Origin of the sequence: Nannocystis punicea, assembly GCF_026965555.1 — a bacterium.
Classification (GTDB): Bacteria; Myxococcota_A; Polyangia; order Nannocystales; family Nannocystaceae; genus Nannocystis; species Nannocystis punicea.
Genome location: NZ_CP114040.1, coordinates 4758867 through 4777063 on the forward strand (window position 1 = coordinate 4758867; position 18197 = coordinate 4777063).

Consider the following 18197-nt stretch of genomic DNA (forward strand, 5'->3'; position numbering starts at 1 on the left):
CAGGCGGCGCGCGGCGCCTGAGGATCAGCGGTTCTCCAGCTTGAAGCCGGTGAGGCAGCGCTCGCCGCCGTTGCCGGCCTTGTAGGTCGGCGTGACCTCGACCTGCTTCTTCTCGCGCAGGGCCTGGAACAGCAGGTTGATCGAGTTGGCGCTGAGATCGCGGCCGGGGCACAGCGAGCCGCCCCACTTGTAGTCGCGCTTCTGGCCGGTCCGCTCCTTGATCGTGACGGCGCCGTTGAACATGGCGTGGTTGTCGCTGCTGCTCTCGTAGACGGTGAGGGCTTCGACGTTGCCGGCGCTGCCGGCGGAGTCGGCGAGGGCGACGGCGGGGAGCATCACGGACGTCAGCGCGGCGATCAGGGAGAGACGAATACGGTGCGACATGAGCGGTTCTCCTGGGGGGATGGGCCCTTGGTGGGCACTCGGACTGCGGGCTGCAGGGTCCTATTTGCGTCCGCGACCTGCAACCCAAAGTGAGCGCTCGATCCGGGCGCGATCATGCGGGAGACGGCGCGTGAGCGCGCTGCGGGGCGCGCTGACCCGCGCCGCGCGGGCCCTCGGCGACAGGGCGACCTGGAGACAGAGATGTCTCTCGGGACATGTCGCGTCGGGCCGGCCGGCCCCGAGCGACAGGAGTGGCCTGGAGCCGGGGATGGCTCTCGGGACATGTCGAATGCGACAGTGTCCCGAAGGACAGGCTCAGCCGCGCTCGCGCAGGGCGGCGCGGATCTTGTCGAGGGTGGCGTCGAGGCGCGAGGCGGGGACGCTGACGCGGGTCGGCATGCCGCCGCCGAGGCCGAGCAGGGCGACGAAGTCGAGGCCGCTGTCGAAGCCGGCGGCGATGTTCAAGGTCTGGCCGTCGATGACGACGGCCACGGTGGCGCGCTCCTGGCCGAGCAGGAGCAGCTCGGTCTTGTCGAACGGGCGCGGGTTCGGGGGCACGCGCACGAGGGCGACGTCGTCCTCGACGACGTAGGCGCGGGCCAGCGCGGCCGCCTCGGCGGCCATGGCGTCGAAGTCGGCAGCGGCGACGGCGATCGCCTCCTGCTCGGGGCCGCGCGGGCGGCCGGCGACCAGCCAGCGGACGATCTTGATCAGGAGGACGGTGTCCTCGTAGTGGGCCCGCAGGGCCTTGTCGACGAGGGTGCCGACCGGGCCGACGGCGCCGATTCGGGTGTCGACCGCGCGGGCGTCGGCGTCAGCGCCAGGGTACGGCTCGACGCCGCCGAGCAGCCACTTCGCCGCCGAGTAGAGGCCGTCGAGGTCGAAGTGGGCGACGATGGTGTCGATCGGACCTGTCTCTTCGACCATCCTCGGTGTGATGATCTCGGGGCAGGCGCCGTGCTCGGCCTTGGTGTGGAGCACGAACCGCGGGTCGCCGCGGAACTGGGCGTGGCGCTCGTGATCGTGGTGGTCGACCCACCGGGCCAGGCGCGCGCCCAGGCCGGTGAGGAACTTGCCGGTGATCTTCTCGAAGCCGCTGCCGATGCCCTCGGCCGCGAAGGCGACGTCGAGCACGACCACGCGCCCGCGCAGGCTCGCGGGCTTGGGCAGCCGCCGCGGGCTGGCGAACACGAGGTCGATCGCGGCGGCGTGGGCGGGGCCGGACGTGGCGCTCACCCTTCCAGCGCGGCGCGGGCGGATTCGAGCTCGCCGAGCGCGTGCGCGTCACCGGCCGCGCGCGCGGCCTGTTCGCCCTGCGTGAGGATCTGCAGGGCGCCGTCGCGGTCGCCGGCCTCGACCAGGGCGTTGCCGGCCATCAGGTAGGCGGGCACGTACTCGGGGTTGTTGGCGATCAGGGCGCGGAATTCGATGATCGCGTCGACGAGCTGCCCGCGGCGCTTCAGCTCCATCGCCAGGCCGTAGCGCGGGAACGCCTCACCTGGCTTTTGGGCCACGAACTGTCGGAGCATCGCCAGGCGATCCACGGCGGACCTCAGGAGGCGGCCTGCTGCTGGCGCATGCGCGGCTTGTAGGTCTGCTTGTGCTTCTCGATGTAGTCGGCCGCGGCCGCGTCCTCGACGCCCAGCGCCTTGAGGACCTCGGGGGTCTGGTCGAACACCGGGGTGTCCTGCAGGTGGCCGACCAGCAGCAGGTAGCTGGCGACGTGCGCGGGCGGGTACTTCTTGAGCAGCTCGGCGACGCCCTCGCGCAGCTTCTCGGGCGTGTTGGTGACGCAGAAATCCTCGTCGGTCTCGCCCATGGTGTGCTTGACGCCGAGGAAGTCGAGGTAGTCGACCAGCATCTGGCGGTGGTGGCGCATCAGCCACTCGAGCAGGAGCGCGAGCGCGAGGTTGTCGTTGCCCCCGGTCAGCTCGGTGTCGAAGCGGCGGCGCCAGGCGCGGCGGCGGGCGGCCTGCGTGTACGCGGTCGGCGGGACGTTGACGCTGCAGCCGCCGGCCTTGAGCACCTCGCGGACTTCCTTGCCGGAGAGCTCGTCGTAGTACGCGTCGATGTGGCCTTGGCCCAGGTGTTGACAGATCTCGATCGGCTTCACAGCGCTTCCTTCGGGTGGGCGGCACCCTAACCGCCCTGCCGCTTCCGCGCAACCCGGCCGCGCCGCGAACGCCGTCCGGCAGCAGGCCGGCTTTTGCCGGGCGGTCCGGGGCGCTATGGTTGCCGGACCCTCGCCGATGCGATTTTTCCCTGGCCCGCGCGCCCCGGTGCGCCCGTGACCCGCTCACAACCCCACGGGGCTCGCCCCTGGGCGCTCCTCTGGCTGGCGCTCGGCCTCGCCGCCGCGGCGGCGCTGCATCGCTTCGGCCCCGACGTTCCTGTCCTTTTGTTCACCCTGCCCGAGTGGCTGGCCGCCAGGCTGTCCGAGGCCGGCGACCGCACGCTCGTGCTGGCGCGCCCGTCCGTGCTGTGGCTCATGCCGGTCGCGCTGCTGCCGTTCCTCGTCGCGGTCGCGCGCCGCTCGCTGGTCGACCTGCCGGCCTGGCAGGTCGCGCTGCAGCTCGGCGCGCGCGTGCTGCTGCTGCTGGCGCTGGCGCTGGCGCTGTCGGCCCCGAGCCTGCAGGCGCCGCGGCGCGGCAAGACCGTGGTGGTGGCGGTCGACGTGTCGGCCAGCGTCGACGACGGCCAGCTGGCCGCGTTCACGGCGGTCGCGCGCGACGTGGTGCGGCTGGTGAAGGCGGAGACCGGCGACCGCGACGACCGCACGCGGCTGCGCCTCGTGAGCTACGCGAGCCGGGCGCAGGCGGTGCCGCTGTCCGAAGAGGCAGGTGAGATCGAGCTGCCCCGAGAGACAGGCGGCGGCCTGGCCAGCGACCACGCGGGGGCGCTGCGGCTGGCGGAGGCGTTGCTCGACCCCGACACCGAGGGCCGGGTGGTGCTGGTCAGCGACGGCGCGGCCAGCGTGGCCGAGCGCACCGACCTGATCGCCGCGGCCGAGGGCCTGCGCCGCCGCGGGGTCGCCCTGCACACCCGCACGGCGGCGCCGGCGGCCCGCGGCGACGTGCTGGTCGCGGGCGTGCACCTGCCGGGCGAGCTGCGCGTGGGGCAGACGTTCGACGCGGCGATCGACGTGTGGGCCAGCGGGCCGCGCACGCTCAAGCTGTACGTCGACAAGGACGGGGTGCCGAACGCGCTGTCGCCGAGCGTCGACGTGGCGCTGCGCGGCGGGCCGCAGCAGATCAAGGTGCCGGTCCGCGCCAACGCGCCGGGGCCGATCGTGGTCGCGGCCAGGCTCGACGCGGCCGAGCTCGACGCGGCCGACAACCGCAGCCTCGACAACGATCGCGCCGCGGCCGTCGGCGAGGTCCGCGGGCGACCGCGCGTGCTCCTGGTCGGCGAGGGCGACCCGTCGGGCGCGCTGGCGCGGGCGCTGCGGGCCGACCACCTGCAGGTCGACGCGGAGGCGGCGTCGGCGATCCCGGCGGCGGCCGAGGGGCTGTCGCCGTTCGACCTGGTGATCCTGTCCGACGTGCCGTCGCGCCACGTGTCGGGGGCGCAGCAGCAGGCGATCGCGAAGTGGGTCCAGGACGGCGGCGGCTTCGTGATGATCGGGGGCGAGAGCGCGTTCGGGGTCGGCGGCTGGGGCGGCAGCGTGCTCGAGGACGTGCTGCCGGTCCGCTTCGAGGGCGAGCGCCAGCGCGAGCAGCCGACGCTGGCGCTGGTGCTGGTGATCGACAAGAGCGGATCGATGTCGAGCGAGGACCGGCTCGACCTGGTCAAAGAGGCAGCTCGCTCGACGGCCAGCACGCTCGACCCGGGCGACGAGATCGGGGTGATCGCGTTCGACTCGCGGCCGGTCACTCTGGTGCGCCTGCAACCGGCGGCCAACCGCATCCGCATCGCCGGCGACATCCGCAGGCTCAGCGCCGGCGGCGGGACCAACGCGCTGCCGGCCCTGCGCGAGGCGTACATGCAGCTGGCCGGCAGCAAGGCGCTGGTCAAGCACGTGATCCTGCTGTCCGACGGGCAGTCGCCGGAGGCCGGGGTGTCGGCCCTCATCACCGACATGCGCGATGCCGACATCACCGTGTCGGCGGTCGGCGTCGGCGCGGGCGCGGGCAAGGACTTCCTCGCGCGGGTCGCCGAGCGCGGCCGCGGCCGCTACTACTTCAGCCAGGACGGCACCGACGTGCCGCGGATCTTCTCCCGCGAGACCCGCGAGGTGACCCGCAACGCGGTGGTCGAGCGGGATCTGTTCCCGCGGGTGGCCAAGAGCGCCCAGGTGCTGCGCGGGATCGACTTCGACCGCGCGCCCGGGCTCGGCGGGGTGATCCCGCTGAAGACCAAGCCGCTGGCCGAGCTGCTGCTGCGCACGCACGTCGGCGACCCGCTGCTGGTCCGCGGCCGCCGCGGGCTCGGGCGCACCGCCGCGTTCGCGTCCGACGCCAAGCCGCGCTGGGCCCACCGCTGGATCGGCTGGGACGGCTTCCCCAAGTTCTGGTCGCAGGTGGCCCGCGACCTGATGCGCCAGGGCGCCGCGTCGCTCGGCGGGGCGTCGCTGCGGATCACCCCCGGCGCCGACGAGGGCAGCTTCCGCGCGGTCGTCGACCTCGACGCGAGCACCGGCTTCGTCAGCGACCTGCGCGGCGAGCTGCAGGTCATCGACCCGTCCCTTCCGCCAGGTTCCGAGGGACATACGACGAAGCTGGCGACCCAGCTGACGGCGCCCGGCCGCTACGAGGCGACGGTCCTCGGGGTGCGCGCGGGGCAGCGGCTGATCAAGGCGCAGATGTTCGACGACGGGCAGACGCCGCCGCGCCTGGTGGCCGAGGCGACCGGCCAGGCGAGCGTGCCGTACCCGGGCGAGCTGGCCCCCGATCAGCTCGACGCCGACCCGGCCTGGCTGGCCACGCTGGCGCCCGAAGGCTCGCACGCAGGGCCGATCGACGCGGTGGTGACGACCCCCGGGGCGCCCCAGGGGACCCGCCAGCGCGCGGTCTGGCCCGAGGTGCTGTGGGCGCTGGCGCTGCCGCTGCTGATCCTCGATCTGCTGCTGCGGCGCGTGGCGTTCGGCCGGGCGCGGCGCGGCGAGATCGGCTGAGGCCGCGACGGGCGACGGCTCCCCGATCGGGGGTGAGGTTGCGAGGTGTCCTGGAGGACATGTCTTGAAGGGCATTCTACGAGCGCGGGCGAGCGGCCTTCGGCCGGCGCGGCTCCCGGATCGGCGCGGTGGGGTCGCGTCGGGTCTTGAGGACATGTCCTGAAGGTCATGCGATGAGCGTGGGGAGGGCGTTCGGCGTTGCGCGGCGAGCTCGGCTGAGCCCGCGATCGCCGGTGCGGCTCCCGGAGCGGCGATCGCGGGGTGACCTGGGCGATATGTCTTGAAGCTCATGCGATGAGCGCGGGAGAGGGGCTTTCGGCGCGGCGAGCTCGGCCGAGCCCGCGATCGCCGGCGCTGCTCTCGGGTCGGCGCGATGGAATTTGTTAGTGTCCTTCAGGACATGTCTTTATAGGCATTCAAGAACGCGGTCCGCCCGGAGGGCAGGAATGCTTGAATGGGTATGTCCTTGAGGACATGTTTGAACCGCCCGTGACGCGCAGCACGGCCGCCGTTTGCGTCGCGGACGGCGCCGCGCATCTGTGGAGAAGGGGGCGAGATGCAGGGGAACGACACTCACACTCGACGCGGCCGCGGGGCCGTGGCGCTCGTGGCGCTGCTCGGTTGTCACGCGCCGGAGGTGGCCGGGCTCGACGGGATGGTGCTCGACGCCACGCCGGCGTGCGCGGGGCCGGGAGGGCGCGGGTTCGCGTTCACGCGCGCCCCGCAGGTGTTCGTGGTGCCTGACTGCGTGACGACGTTGACGGTCGAGCTGTGGGGCGCGCAGGGCGGTCCCAGTCGCTGCGGCATCGACGAGGTCCACGGCCTGCCCGACGTGCAGGAGGACGGGGGACGCGGCGGCTGGTTGCGCGCCGACGTATCGGTCACTCCGGGCCAGATCCTGGTGGTGGTGGTGGGCGGGCGCGGGGGCATCGACGGCGCTCCGGGCTGGAACGGAGGCGGGCGCGGCGGCGTGTGGGGGGGCGGCGGCGGCGGTGGAGCGGACATCCGGATCGACGGCGCGAGCCTGATCGATCGCGCGCTGGTGGTCGGCGGCGGGGGCGGCGGCTCGTGCGGCTTCCCCGATCACGGCGGAGGTGGCCACGGCGGCGGCGTGATCGGCGAGGACGGGGTGGTCGGCGACGAGCTGTGGAACGCGGGCGGCGGCGGCCAGCAGCACGCGGGAGGCGCGGCCGGCTCACCGCCCGGTCAGCCGGGCGTGTTCGGCCTCGGCGGCGGGTCGGCGCGCTACCACGTGGCCGGAGGCGGCGGCGGCTGGTACGGCGGCGGCGGGTCGTTCGGCGCGGGCGGAGGCGGCGGTTCGTCGCACGTCGGCGTCACCGCCAGCGGGGTGGAGTTCGAGGCCGGCGTCCACAGCGGAGACGGGGCGGTGCAGATCTACTGGTGACGAATGGGCTGGTCGTCGCGGCCCGGGCTCGCTGCGCCGCGGCGTCCCTTCGCCCCTTCGGGGATGACCGCGAGGCGACGACGGTGACGTGATGCGGCTGGAGCGTCGTTGCGACGATGGGCCGCGAGACGGCAATGATCGGACCGCGCGTGCGAGCGGAGGTGAATGGGGGCAGTCGTGATCGCGGCGACGGAATCGTCGCGCGGCCGGGTGGCCGTACACGCTCGGGCAGCGGAATTGACCGGCGCACGGGCGGTCGCCACGTTCGCGAGTGCGGGGCGCGGCGCGCAAGAGGATGTCTTTCGGACATGTCTCGAAGGACATGCGATGCGATCGCGTCGCGATCGCTCGTGACAGGGGACACAGCCGTGTTTGCGTGCCTGCCTCGTGCGCATCATGCCTACAGGTCGCAGGGGAGGCCGCGCCGATGGTACTCGAGGGTCGATGGTGCACGATGTCGGTGATGCTCGCGATCGTGGTCGGCGGCTGCGACGAGATCAACGACGCGCGCCAGCTGCGGCCGGTGCCGAACACGTTCGCCGACGCGAGCGCCGAGGCGGACGCCGACGAGGTGCTGGCGCGGGCGTGCGAGGCGGAGGCGCTCGACCTGTGCGCGGCCGAGTGCGTCGACCTCCAGTTCGACGCGCGTCACTGCGGTGGTTGCGGTCGCGAGTGCGCCGGCACGTGCGCGAGCGGCTACTGCGAGGGGTCGTGCGAGGTCGGGCAGATCCGCTGCGACGGACGCTGCGTCGACCGCACGCGGGTGGTGCCCGGCGGAGGCGCGCGCGAGTTCGAATTCAGCGGCGCGGCGCAGACGTTCGTGGTGCCCGACTGCGTGGCGCGGATCACCGTCGAGCTGTGGGGCGCGCAGGGCGGCGGCTCGCGCTGTTGCGACGGGCCCGAGCAGGACGATGGAGGCCTCGGCGCCTACGTGCGCGCGGAGCTCGACGTGGTGCCCGGCGAGGCGCTGCAGATCCGCGTCGGCGGGCGCGGCGGGCTCGAGGGCGCGGCCGGCTACAACGGCGGCGGCCTCGGCGGAGAGTTCGCGGGCGGCGGCGGCGGTGCCAGCGATGTCCGCCAGGGCGGCGCGACGCTCGAGGACCGGATCTTCGTCGCCGCGGGCGGCGGAGGCGGGCAGTGCGGCTGCCCGGATCACGGCGCGGGCGGCCCCGGCGGCCTGGCGCTCGGCGGCCCCGGCGTGGCGCTGCTGCCCGAGTGGCAGGCCGCCGGCGGTGGCTCGCAGAGCGCTGGCGGGATCGTGGGCTCGACGCCCGCCGAGGCCGGTGAGTTCGGCGACGGCGGCGGGGGCGGGCGCTATCACGTGGCGGGGGGCGGGGGCGGCTGGTTCGGCGGCGGCTCGGCCTTCGCGGCGGGCGGCGGCGGTGGGTCGTCGCTGCTCGGCAGCGATCCGGCCACCAGCGGCCTCCCGGGCGTGCGCGCGGGCGACGGGCTGGTGCGGATCCGCTGGTGACCGCGGCGCGAGGTCCTGTGTTTGTTCGCACATGACCGAAAAGACATCCACTCGACCCGCCGGCCCGGCCTTCCCCCCTCTGCCGCGGCCGGCGGGTTTTCTTTTGCCGAGGTCGTGGCATCCTCGCCGGCGCGCATGTCCGCTCGTGACCGCAGCATTTTCGCTGCCGATGGCACCCGCGTGGCCTATCGCCGCGAGGGCGAGGGGCCGGCGCTGCTGCTGTGCAATGGGATCACGACGTCGCGGTTCTTCTGGACCCACCTGGCGCCGCGCTGGGCCCGGCGGTTCACCGTGATCACGTGGGACCTCAAGGGCCACGGGCGCAGCGAGCCGGCCCGCACTGCGGCGGGCGTGGAGATCCCGGCGCTGGCGCGCGACGCGTTGCAGATCCTCGACGCCGAGGGGCTGACCGACGCGGTGCCGGTCGGCTTCTCGATGGGCTGCCAGGTGGCGCTCGAGATCTATCGCGCGGCGCCGCAGCGAGTGCGCGGGCTGGTGCTGCTGCTCGGGCCGTCGGGGCGAGTGTTCGACACGGCGCTCGGTCCGTTCGGGCCGGCGCTGCACGGGCTCATCGCCCGCATGCCGGCGCCGGGCTTTCGGCTGGCGTTCCGCGGGGCGCGCAGGATCGTCGGCCTGCCGGGCAGTCGCCGCCTCGGCCAGCTGCTCGGGCTCATCGGCCCCACGGCCGCGCCGGCCGACGTGAAGCTGTACATCGACCACTTCGTGCGCGAGCTCGATCCAGGCACGCTGGCGGCGATGGCGCTGGCGGCCCAGAGCCACTGCGCCGCCGATCTGCTGCCGACGATCGCGGCGCCGACGCTGATCGTGGCCGGCGATCGCGACGTGTTCGCGCCGGCGCCCCGGGTCGGCGTGCCGCTGCATCGCGCGATCCCGGGCAGCCGGCTCGTTCGCCTGGCGGACGGGACACACACCAGCCTGTTCGAGCACCACCGGGAGATCGGGGCCGCGGTCGAACGCTTCTGCGAGGACCTCACGGGGCGCCGCGAGGTCGGGTAAAACGGCGCCATGCGCCGCTTCGCCTCGCTTAGTCTCCTCCTCGCCGCCTGCAGCACCGCCGCCCAGAGCTCCGGCCCCGGTGTCGGCGGCGGCACCGACACCGCGGACACGTCGCCGGGATCGTCGACGCTCGACGAGCCGCCGGGCGGCACTGCCAGCGGGACGGACACGCCGACCACCGGGGCCGGGACGACGGAGAGCGACACCTTCGCGCCGACCACCTCCGGCACGTCCAGCGGCTCCGAGGAGGACTACGACGCGCCCGGTGCGGCGCCGGTCGGCAACGCGACGTTCTCGGTGGTGGCCGGCGACCGGACGCTGCTGGTGGAGGCGTGGTACCCGGCCGACGCGTCGGCGCAGGCGGCCGCCGACGCCGGGCACCCGATCGCCGAGTTCGTGCCCGAGGGCCCGAACCGCGACGCGATCGTCGGCATGCTGGCCAAGCTGTCGGAGCACGGGCAGGTCGGGGTGCGCGAGCAGACCCGCTCGGCGCGCGACGCCGCGTCGGCGGGCACGGGGCCGTACCCGCTGGTGATGTTCTCGCACTGCCACGGCTGCGTGCGCTTCTCGATGTTCACGATCGCCGAGCACCTGGCCAGCCACGGGTTCGTGGTCGTGGCCCCCGACCACGCCGGCAACACCCTGTTCGACGAGTCGCAGCCGGAGCTCGGCGAGGCGTTCTTGCAGGTCCGCGTGGCCGACCAGAGCGCGGTGCTCGACGCAGTGCTCGACGCCGGCAACTCGGCTGTCCCGGAGGCCATCCGCGGGGCGATCGACGCGACCCGCGTCGGCGCGATGGGCCACAGCTTCGGCGCAGCGACGGCCGGGCGACTGGCCCAGGAGGACGACCGGATCGTGGCCGCGATGCCGATCGCCGCACCGGTCCAGAACCCGCTCTTCCCCGGCTCCAAGCTGGCCGAGATCGTCGAGCCGGAGCTGTTCGTGCTCGCCGTCGAGGACAACAGCATCCAGAAGATCGGCAACAACCTCATCGAGTCGAACTTCGACGCCGCGGCGACGCCGGCCTACCTGGTGCGGATGAAGGACACCGGCCACTGGGGCCCGACCGACATCTGCGGCCTGGTCGAGCAGTTCGACGCCGGCTGCGGCCCGGGCGCGCGCCAGAGCGATGGCACCGAGTTCGTGTACCTCGAGCCGCTGCAGGCGCGGGCGATCGTCGCCGCCTACGCGGTCGCGTTCTTCGACCATCACCTGCGCGGCAACGTCTCGGCGCTGGATTACTTGCAGACGGCGACGCCGCCCGAGGTGGTCGAGGTCGAGACGCGGCTGTAGGCCGTGGGCTGCGTTCGCGGTGAGATGGCCTCGAGGACATGTCCTCGAGGCCATGGAAGAGATGCCCCCACGGAGGGACGCGGGCGGCCGCGGACTCGCTTCGGTGACGAGGGCGGCGCTCGTCGAACGATTGATCTATGTCCTCAAGGACATGTCTTCAGGGCCAGCGCGGTGACGCCCGGCGGGGTGCGGCGGCGCCCGCGGACCCGCCTCGCCCCCGACGAGCGGGGGCTGGGAGCGGCGCCTGAGCGGCGCCCGGCGAGCGGCGCTTGTCGAGCGGCGCGGGGCGGGCGAGACTGCGGGGCATGGAGTTCGCACGGCTCGCGGAGGCGCTCGGCGGCGAGACCCTGGCGGTGGAGCAGGGCGGGCGGAGCGAGCTGGCGCCGTTCGTGCTGCGCTCGGGGACAGGTCCCGAAGTACAGGTGTATCCCGAGCTCGAGGAGGGGGCGTGCGTCGGCGCGGTGTTCGCGGTGGCGCGGGCCGACGCGGCCGAGACGCCGCGGATCGTCCTGCGGGCCGAGGGGGCGCTCGAGCGCGGCGCCAAGGCGGTCGGTCTGAGCCGCGAGCTGCAGCTCGGCGACCCGGCCTTCGACGCGGCGGTCTACGTCGAGTCGGAGGCCCCCGAGGCGCTGGTGGCCCGGGTGCTGGCCGACCCGGCGGCCCGCGCGGCCGCGGCGGCGCTGGTCCGCGGGCCGGCCGGCGAGGTCCAGCTGGGCGAGGGACGGGTGACCGCGCGGCTGTCGGCGGCGCAGCTCGAGCAGCCGGCGGCGGCGCACGAGCTGGTGGCGTCGCTGCGGGCCCTGGCGGCGGCCATGGCTGTCCCGAAGGACATGCCGACGCGCGGCGAGCTGGTGCGCCGGCGCGCCGTCGGCCACATCTTCGGCATCGCCTTCGCCTGGCTGCTGACGCTCGGCCTGGCGGTCCTGCTGCGCCCGCCGCAGGTGCTGGCGTGGGGGCCGGTGTTCGGCGCGCTCGGGCTCGGCGGACTGCTGTGGCTGCTGGTGTGCGCGCCGCTGGGCCTGGTCCTGCGCGGGGCGCCCGACTCGCTGCGGTGGTTCGCGCTGGCGGCGGGGGCCTTCTTGCTGACGACGCCGTTCGCGGGGATGAAGCTGGCGCTGTGGGCCAACGCGGCCCTCGACAAGGGGCCCGAGGTCGCGGTCCGGCTGCCGGTGACCCTGGTCGATCGGAGCGAGACGCTGGTGCTGATCGACGTGGTCGGGCTCGAGAGCGGGCGCACGTCGACGCGACTGGCTGTCCCGATGGACAGGGTCTTCGGGACATTGCCGAAAGCGCCCGGCTCGTTGATCCTCACGACCGGCGAGGGCGCGCTCGGCTGGCCGTGGCTGGTCGACGTGCGGCCGTGAGCGAGGGCCCGCGCGGGCGCGTCGTGCGGTCGGGCTGTCCCTCGGGACAGGACGGGCGGGTGGTCCGAGGAGCGCCCGAGGCGAGCCCGCGCTTGACCGCTGCGGCCAGGGGCGGGCGACTCCCACGGGTTCTTCGCCGCGCTGTGCTCGTCGGAGCCGGAGGTGTACCGGCACAGACGGAGCTTTTCGGGGCGTCGTGAGGCGTGGCCCCGTTGAGCGGGAAAGGGCCGCCGGGAGGGGTTCTGCTCGCCGGCCGAGGGTCGACGGCCGGTGACTTCCCCCGAAGCATGCGCAGCCTTCTCGGGGATGCTCTTGTCCATATCGGCGGGATATGACCCGCCGCTGTCGACCGGCGCGAGGGTCGAGCGCAGAGATGTCCCAGAGGACAGGCGGTCAGCCGATCGGCCGGCCGGGGCCGAACGGCTCGACGGCCCGTGACACGCGCGGCTCGTCGACGCCGACCGGGCCGTGCTGGCGGCGCAGCTCGGGGTCGATGTGCTCGCGGACGACGCGGAACAGGCCGTTGTCGAACGGCAGGCCGCTGGCGGGCGCGACGTGCTCGATGCGCTCGCGCAGGCCCTGGCGCTGCAGCGTCTCGGCGCGGTGGTGACAGAACGGGTTGTTGCCGGGGCGGCCGAGCAGCGGCTCGCTGGCGGCGGTGCAGCCGGCCATGCAGGTCTCGGCGTAGTAGCACTCGCGGCAGAAGCCCCACAGGTCGTCGACGGTGCGGGCGCGGATGTAGCCGAGCTGGTAAGAGTCGTCCCAGATCTCGCGGATCGATCTCTGGCGCCAGTTGCCGCCGACGTTGAGCGGACCGCCGAGGCTCGGACAGCTCTTGATCCCGCCGTCGCTGTCGATGCCGAGGGTGTTGACGCCCGCGCCGCAGCCGCGCCAGTGCGTGCGCAGGGCGGCGCGCAGGCGGGTCTCGAGCGGGCCGAAGTAGCCGAGGCTGTTGGCCGGCCAGAACTTGATGCCGAGCGCGCGACAGCGGTCGAGGACCTGCGCGAGCGTGTCGAACAGCTCGGGGATCATGTACGGCTGAAGGATCAGGTCGGGGTGGTCGGCGGCGTTGCCGTGGGCGACCGTCAGCTGCAGCTGCCAGGCGCGGATGCCCTCGGCGGCCAGCAGCTCGAGCAGGGCGAGCAGCTCGTGGCGGGTGCGTTGATTGATCTGGCAGTTGCTGGCGATCGGCAGGCCGGCCGCGCGGGCCCGTCGCAGCGCCGAGAAGGCGGCGCGCCAGCTGCCCGGGACGCCGCGCAGAGAGTCGTGGCTGGCCTCGAGGCCGTCGATCGAGACGGCGAGGCTCGACACGCCGGCCTCGATCATGGCGGACAGGCGGTCGTCGTCGAGGTTGAGGCCGCCGGTGGTGATCATGCACTTCATGCCGGCCTCGCGGATGGCCCGCACGATCAGCACGAAGTCGTTGCGCAGGTAGGCCTCGCCGCCGATCAGCACGACCTCGCCGCAGCCGAGCTCCTTGAGCTCGGCGACGACGCGCAGGGCCTCGTCGGTGTCGAGCTCGTGCGGGCGGCGGTGCCCGGCCCGCGGCCCGCAGTGGATGCACTTCTGATCGCAGGCGAGGGTGAGCTCCCAGATCGCCCAGGTCGGGCGACCCTTCGCCGCGCCGGGGCGGCCGTAGCGATCGGCGGCCGGCGGCAGGGCGGTGACGACGGGCAGGCGGCGACGGGCGTCGGCGAGCTTCATCGCGCTACTCGGGCTCGCCGGTGTCGTCGGTGTCGCTCTCGGTCACGGCCGGCGGCGCGCCGGCGGACTCGCCGTCGAGCGCGGCGGCGTAGGCGGTGGTGACGTTGAACGAGTCCATCGAGTCGGAGGCGCTGCCGTCGGTGGTGCTCGTGGTCGTCGTGCTCGTGGTCGTGGTGTTGCCCTCGGTCACGGCGGTGGTCGGGTCGGTCGAGGTCGAGGTCGAGGTCGGCGTCGAGGTCGAGGTCGTCGTCGAGGTCGAGGTCGATGTCGTCTCGGTGTCGGGGCCGGACTTTTCGCCGCAGCTGGCGGTCATCAGCCCGAGCCATACGCCGAACACGATGAACCTCGGGCCCTCGATGCGCCGCTGCTCGGCGCCGCAGAACGGACAGGCGGTCTCCTCGCGTCGGAGGGCGCGCGCACACGCGGGACAGTCGATGAGTTGCGGCATACCGGCCCACGCTAGCAGAACCTGCGCGGGGCGGGGCGGGGCATGTCCGCGCCCGGACGCCGGGCCGCCGGTGAAGCGCAGTTCGTGGGTATCTCTTTGGACATGTCTTTGTAGACAAGACTCAAGAGGTAGGTTTTTTAAGACATGTCCTATCGGGCATGTCTTAATGAGCAGCGAAAGGCTCAGCGCGCCAGCAGGGCCCGGCGTAGCACGCTCGGGTGGAACAGCGCGCGGCTCGGGCGCATCAGGTGCAGCACCTCGACGAGGCGGAGGTGGATCTCGGGCGAGCGGGTGGCGGCGGCGAAGATCCGGTCGACGAGGCGGTGCAGGACCTTGAGGCCAGGCGAGGCCTTGCCGGTGGTGCCGGGCCAGCGCAGGTCGTCGCTGCTGGCGGTCATGAAGGCGGCCAGGTTGCCGGCGGCGAGGCGCTTCTGGAAGCGCAGGCCGAGCGGCTCGCCGGGGCGCTCGCGCAGGGCCGTGTCGAGGGCGGTGGCGGCGACGGCGGCGACGCTCATGCCCTGGCCGTAGACGGGGTTGAGGGCGCAGGCGGCGTCGCCGAGGACGACGAAGCCGCCGGGCCAGCGGCGCATCCGCTCGTAGTGGCGCAGGCGGTTCTCGGTCTTGCGATAGCCGTGGATCGGCGTGCACGGGGCGGCGCCGGCGAGGACGTCGCGCAGGGCCGGGGTCTCGAGCGCGCCGGCGAAGTCGAGGAAGCCGGCCTCGTCGACCGGCGGGAAGACGCCGCCGTAGCCGACGAGGGTGACGATGTGGCGGCCGCCCTCGACCGGATACACGACGCCGCCGCGCGGGTTCTTGCCCGGCTTGCCCATGACGTAGAGGACCTTCCAGCCGGGCCGGGCCCGCAGCTCGTAGAGGCGGGTGGCGTAGCCGAGCTGGGCGTCGATGACGGTCTCGGCGGGCTCGGGGTAGCCGAGCGCGGCCAGCCAGGTCGGGGCTTTGGAGGCGCGGCCGCCGGCGTCGACGACGAGCTCGGCGCGCAGGTCGTCGGGCGCGAGCTCGGGGGCGCCGCTGCGGCGATGGACCTGGACGCCGACGATCCGGTCGCCCGCCGCCTGAAGGCCGGTGACCTCGAGGCCCGAGCACACCTGGACGCGGCCGTCGGCGAGCAGGGCAGCGCGCGCGTGGTACTCGAGCAGGCCGCGGGTGCAGGCGCGCGAGCGCAGCGGCGAGGGCACCCGCGGCGCCTGACCGAAGGGGGTGTGCCAGGCGACGTCGTCCAGCCAGTCGATCTCGTGGGCGCCCGCGGCCGTCAGCGCGTCGCCGAGGGCGGGGAACTGGTCGCTCAGGATCTGCCAGCCGCGCGTCAGCAGGACGTGGACGTGGTGGCTCTGCGGGGCGCCGGCGCGCGGGTCCGGGCCGGCCGGCAAGGCGTCGCGATCGAGGAGGGTGACGCGCTCGAAGTGACGCGTGAGCACGCGAGCCGCGAGGAGACCGGCGATGCCGCCGCCGACCACGATCGCGCGGCGACGGGCCGGCGCGGAGCCTGATGTGGGCATGGCGCAGTGATACGACAGCGCGGCCACGGCCGGAAGCGGGCCCGCTTGCAGGGGGGGCGCGCGATCGCCCGCACCGGGTCGGCGAGGTCGGCGAGCTCGCCGACCAGGAGGTTCAGGTCCGGAGGTCGCGTACGCGGGCCGAGGCGGGCTGGCTGAAGAGACAGGTTGTGGACGGTCGTCGCGGGGAGCGGCTTCGCCGGCGGCGATGGAGGATGTCTGAAGAGACAGGTCGGTAGTAGCGACGGTGATCGACTGCACGCGGCGGCCGACTCGCCGCTCGAGCGGGCAAGCGGTGCGGAAGGCGGAGTGCTCGCAATCGCAGGTGTCGGCGGTGCTGCGATTCGCGGGTCGATGCATACGAGCTTCCGCACGAACTTTCGCCTTGACCGGGTGCGGGGCCGCGTGTATCCCCAAATCGATGCTCCGGCGCGCCACCACCGCGACCACTACCACCACCCTTCCGGGTGGGGTCGGTCGCGTGCGCGTGCGCTGAGAGTCTCGTACACACGCCCTGCGAAGCCCCGCCCGAGCCGGCGGGGCTTTTGCGCGCATGGTGGCGTCGCTCCGTCCGGCCGGCCCTTTCCACCCCGGAGACCGCCGCCATGAGCCACGACATCAGCCCCAATTCCGTCCTCGACGCCCACGACCACCGCGCCCTCGGCCCCCGCCTCGGCCTGTTCCATCTGCAGGAAGAGGCGCCGGCGATGGTGTTCTGGCACCCCCGCGGCCTGATCCTCGCCCGCGCGCTCGAGGACGCGGCCCGCCGCCGCGCCAGCGCCGACGGCTATCGCGAGGTCCGTACGCCGCAATTGTTGAGACAGCCGATCTGGGAGAAGAGCGGCCACTGGCAGCATTTCCGCCAGGGAATGTTCGCAGTCGCCGACGAGGGCTGCGGGGCGGCGCTGAAGCCGGTCAGCTGCCCAGGCCACATCCAGATCGCCCAGCGCAGCGCGCTGTCGTACCGCGACCTGCCGCTGCGCCTGTGCGAGTTCGGGCTGTGCCACCGCGACGAGCCGAGCGGGACGCTGCACGGGCTGTTCCGACTGCGTCAATTCACGCAGGACGACGGCCACGTGTTCTGCGCGGAGGACCAGATCGCGGCCGAGATCGTGCGATTCTGCCGGGGGGCCCGCGAGTTCTACGCGGGCTTCGGCTTCGAGGAGTTCGCGGTGGGACTGTCGACGCGTCCGCCGGAGCGGGTGGGCGACGATTCGCTGTGGGACCGCGCGGAGGCCCAACTGGCGGCGGCGGCCCGCGAGGCGGGGCTCGAGTACGTGGTGCAGCCGGGCGAGGGCGCGTTCTACGGGCCGAAGCTCGAGTTCTCGCTGCGCGACCGCCTGGGCCGCTCGTGGCAGTGCGGGACGATCCAGCTCGACTTCAACCTGCCGGAGCGCTTCGGCCTGCATTACATCGACGAGGCCGGCCAGCGCCGCCGCCCGGCGATGCTCCACCGGGCGATCTACGGCAGCCTCGAGCGCTTCCTGGCGATCGTGCTCGAGCACCACGCGGGGGCGCTCCCGGCCTGGCTGGCGCCCGTGCAGGTGGTGGTGGCTCCCGTCGCTCCGGGGCAGCAGGCTGCGGCGGAGTCGGCGGCGGCGGAGCTGCGCGCGGCAGGGGTCCGCGTGGAGCTCGACGACCGCCGCGAGACGCTGGCGCGCCGGGTCGCGGAGGCGCACGCGCAAGGGGTGCCGATGTTCGTCGTCATCGGGGCGCGCGAGGCGGCGAGTGAGGCGATGACGCTGCGCGTCCGCGAGGTGCAGCAGGTGCTGCCGCGGGCGCAGGCGGTGGCGCAGATCGCTCGGGACTGCGCGCCGCCGGTATGAGCGGGGGCAGTTCTCGTGCGTGGGGGAGGGATCGGCGGTTCGCGAACTGCCGAGGCCGCCGTGCAGCGGTCGGGGACGCGGGCCGGCGCCCAGTCCTCGCGGATGCACCCTCCTTCGTCGGGCGCATCTCGCTGCGGATGGGCGCCGACCCGCGTCCCCGACCGCTGCACGGCCAGCCTCGTGGGTGGCCCGAGCGCCGGTCGTGGGCTTCGCCGGGAGCTTCTTCGCTGCGCAGGCCCTCTCCGCGCGATGGCCGGCCGGGGCCGGCCGGCCATCGCACGGACCTCTCGACGTCCTATCCGGCGCTCGCCGGTGGTGCGGCGATGGGCGGCACGGCGGGGGCGAGTCGGTGCGAGCGCGGCGACGGAGCGGTGCGAGGAGCTGGATCCTCGCGCCGGCAGAGCGCGGTCTGGCTGGCCTTGGGGACATCTGTTCGTGGGGCGTGGCGGGAGGTCTGCACGAGCGCGGCGCTCGTCGGTGTGAGGAGCCGTGGTTGGCTGTCCTTCGGGACATCTGAGGGCGTTGCGCGGAGGGAGGTCCTCACGAGCGCGGTGCTTCATCGGTGTGAGGAGCCGGGTCTGGCTGTCCTTCGGGACATCTGAGGGCGTTGCGCGGAGGGAGGTCCTCACGAGCGCGGTACTGCGTCGGTGCGAGGAGC

14 protein-coding genes are annotated in these 18197 nt (G+C 73.8%); 7 read left to right on the forward strand and 7 right to left on the reverse strand.

Annotated elements, in window-relative coordinates:
• Positions 1 to 24: 24 nt before the first annotated feature.
• The 4 genes from O0S08_RS18395 to O0S08_RS18410 all read right to left on the reverse strand — a co-directional run bounded on the left by O0S08_RS18395 (position 25) and on the right by O0S08_RS18410 (position 2497).
• Entirely contained in the window at positions 25 to 384 is a 360-nt protein-coding gene (locus O0S08_RS18395; protein WP_269040479.1) for a hypothetical protein, read from the reverse strand.
• A gap of 315 nt (positions 385 to 699) precedes the next feature.
• On the reverse strand, positions 700 to 1620 hold the full coding sequence (locus tag O0S08_RS18400) for a hypothetical protein (RefSeq protein ID WP_269040480.1): 921 nt from the start codon (positions 1618 to 1620) through the stop codon (positions 700 to 702).
• Positions 1617 to 1913, reverse strand: a complete 297-nt coding sequence (locus O0S08_RS18405) for a tetratricopeptide repeat protein (RefSeq protein ID WP_269040481.1) — start codon at positions 1911 to 1913, stop codon at positions 1617 to 1619. Before O0S08_RS18405 ends, O0S08_RS18400 begins: the two co-directional genes overlap by 4 nt.
• A 23-nt stretch (positions 1914 to 1936) precedes the next feature.
• A complete protein-coding gene (locus tag O0S08_RS18410; protein ID WP_269040482.1) occupies positions 1937 to 2497 on the reverse strand; it encodes a hypothetical protein in 561 nt (186 codons plus the stop codon).
• A 174-nt stretch (positions 2498 to 2671) separates the two neighbouring features.
• Here O0S08_RS18410 and O0S08_RS18415 point away from each other — a divergent pair, with 174 nt between their 5' ends.
• The 6 genes from O0S08_RS18415 to O0S08_RS18440 all read left to right on the forward strand — a co-directional run bounded on the left by O0S08_RS18415 (position 2672) and on the right by O0S08_RS18440 (position 12047).
• Entirely contained in the window at positions 2672 to 5497 is a 2826-nt protein-coding gene (locus O0S08_RS18415) for a VWA domain-containing protein (protein ID WP_269040483.1), read from the forward strand.
• A gap of 556 nt (positions 5498 to 6053) precedes the next feature.
• Positions 6054 to 6902 carry a glycine-rich protein gene (locus O0S08_RS18420; protein WP_269040484.1) on the forward strand — a complete coding sequence of 283 codons (849 nt, stop codon included), beginning with the start codon at positions 6054 to 6056 and terminating at the stop codon, positions 6900 to 6902.
• A gap of 454 nt (positions 6903 to 7356) precedes the next feature.
• Positions 7357 to 8373, forward strand: a complete 1017-nt coding sequence (locus O0S08_RS18425) for a glycine-rich protein (protein ID WP_269040485.1) — start codon at positions 7357 to 7359, stop codon at positions 8371 to 8373.
• 180 nt (positions 8374 to 8553) lie between these two features.
• On the forward strand, positions 8554 to 9390 hold the full coding sequence (locus O0S08_RS18430; RefSeq protein WP_269040486.1) for an alpha/beta fold hydrolase: 837 nt from the start codon (positions 8554 to 8556) through the stop codon (positions 9388 to 9390).
• A gap of 9 nt (positions 9391 to 9399) precedes the next feature.
• The gene (locus tag O0S08_RS18435; RefSeq protein ID WP_269040487.1) at positions 9400 to 10683 is read left to right on the forward strand and encodes an alpha/beta hydrolase family protein; all 1284 of its coding nucleotides are present in this window, start codon (positions 9400 to 9402) and stop codon (positions 10681 to 10683) included.
• Between the two features lie 305 nt (positions 10684 to 10988).
• Positions 10989 to 12047, forward strand: a complete 1059-nt coding sequence (locus O0S08_RS18440; protein ID WP_269040488.1) for a hypothetical protein — start codon at positions 10989 to 10991, stop codon at positions 12045 to 12047.
• A 393-nt stretch (positions 12048 to 12440) separates the two neighbouring features.
• On the opposite strand, the gene O0S08_RS18445 is transcribed toward O0S08_RS18440, so the two are convergent.
• From O0S08_RS18445 to O0S08_RS18455, 3 genes are all read right to left on the reverse strand, one after another.
• Positions 12441 to 13751 carry a radical SAM/SPASM domain-containing protein gene (locus O0S08_RS18445; RefSeq protein WP_269040489.1) on the reverse strand — a complete coding sequence of 437 codons (1311 nt, stop codon included), beginning with the start codon at positions 13749 to 13751 and terminating at the stop codon, positions 12441 to 12443.
• A gap of 4 nt (positions 13752 to 13755) precedes the next feature.
• On the reverse strand, positions 13756 to 14199 hold the full coding sequence (locus O0S08_RS18450) for a hypothetical protein (RefSeq protein WP_269040490.1): 444 nt from the start codon (positions 14197 to 14199) through the stop codon (positions 13756 to 13758).
• Between the two features lie 182 nt (positions 14200 to 14381).
• Positions 14382 to 15716 (reverse strand): FAD-dependent oxidoreductase, encoded by a 1335-nt coding sequence (locus O0S08_RS18455; protein WP_269040491.1) that lies wholly within the window; start codon positions 15714 to 15716, stop codon positions 14382 to 14384.
• Positions 15717 to 16318: 602 nt separating this feature from the next.
• Between O0S08_RS18455 and thrS the strand changes: the two genes are divergently transcribed.
• Positions 16319 to 17539, forward strand: coding sequence for a threonine--tRNA ligase (thrS, locus tag O0S08_RS18460; protein WP_269040492.1), 1221 nt, complete (start codon positions 16319 to 16321; stop codon positions 17537 to 17539).
• The last annotated feature ends 658 nt before the right edge of the window (positions 17540 to 18197 follow it).

Coding starts and splice junctions, on each gene's coding strand:
- O0S08_RS18455 (WP_269040491.1), bottom strand. CDS start 15,716: ATGCCCACATCAGGCTCCGCGCCGGCCCGTCGCCGCGCGATCGTGGTC.
- O0S08_RS18440 (WP_269040488.1), top strand. CDS start 10,989: ATGGAGTTCGCACGGCTCGCGGAGGCGCTCGGCGGCGAGACCCTGGCG.
- O0S08_RS18435 (WP_269040487.1), top strand. CDS start 9,400: ATGCGCCGCTTCGCCTCGCTTAGTCTCCTCCTCGCCGCCTGCAGCACC.
- O0S08_RS18445 (WP_269040489.1), bottom strand. CDS start 13,751: ATGAAGCTCGCCGACGCCCGTCGCCGCCTGCCCGTCGTCACCGCCCTG.
- O0S08_RS18395 (WP_269040479.1), bottom strand. CDS start 384: ATGTCGCACCGTATTCGTCTCTCCCTGATCGCCGCGCTGACGTCCGTG.
- thrS (WP_269040492.1), top strand. CDS start 16,319: ATGAGCCACGACATCAGCCCCAATTCCGTCCTCGACGCCCACGACCAC.
- O0S08_RS18405 (WP_269040481.1), bottom strand. CDS start 1,913: ATGCTCCGACAGTTCGTGGCCCAAAAGCCAGGTGAGGCGTTCCCGCGC.
- O0S08_RS18425 (WP_269040485.1), top strand. CDS start 7,357: ATGTCGGTGATGCTCGCGATCGTGGTCGGCGGCTGCGACGAGATCAAC.
- O0S08_RS18420 (WP_269040484.1), top strand. CDS start 6,054: ATGCAGGGGAACGACACTCACACTCGACGCGGCCGCGGGGCCGTGGCG.
- O0S08_RS18450 (WP_269040490.1), bottom strand. CDS start 14,199: ATGCCGCAACTCATCGACTGTCCCGCGTGTGCGCGCGCCCTCCGACGC.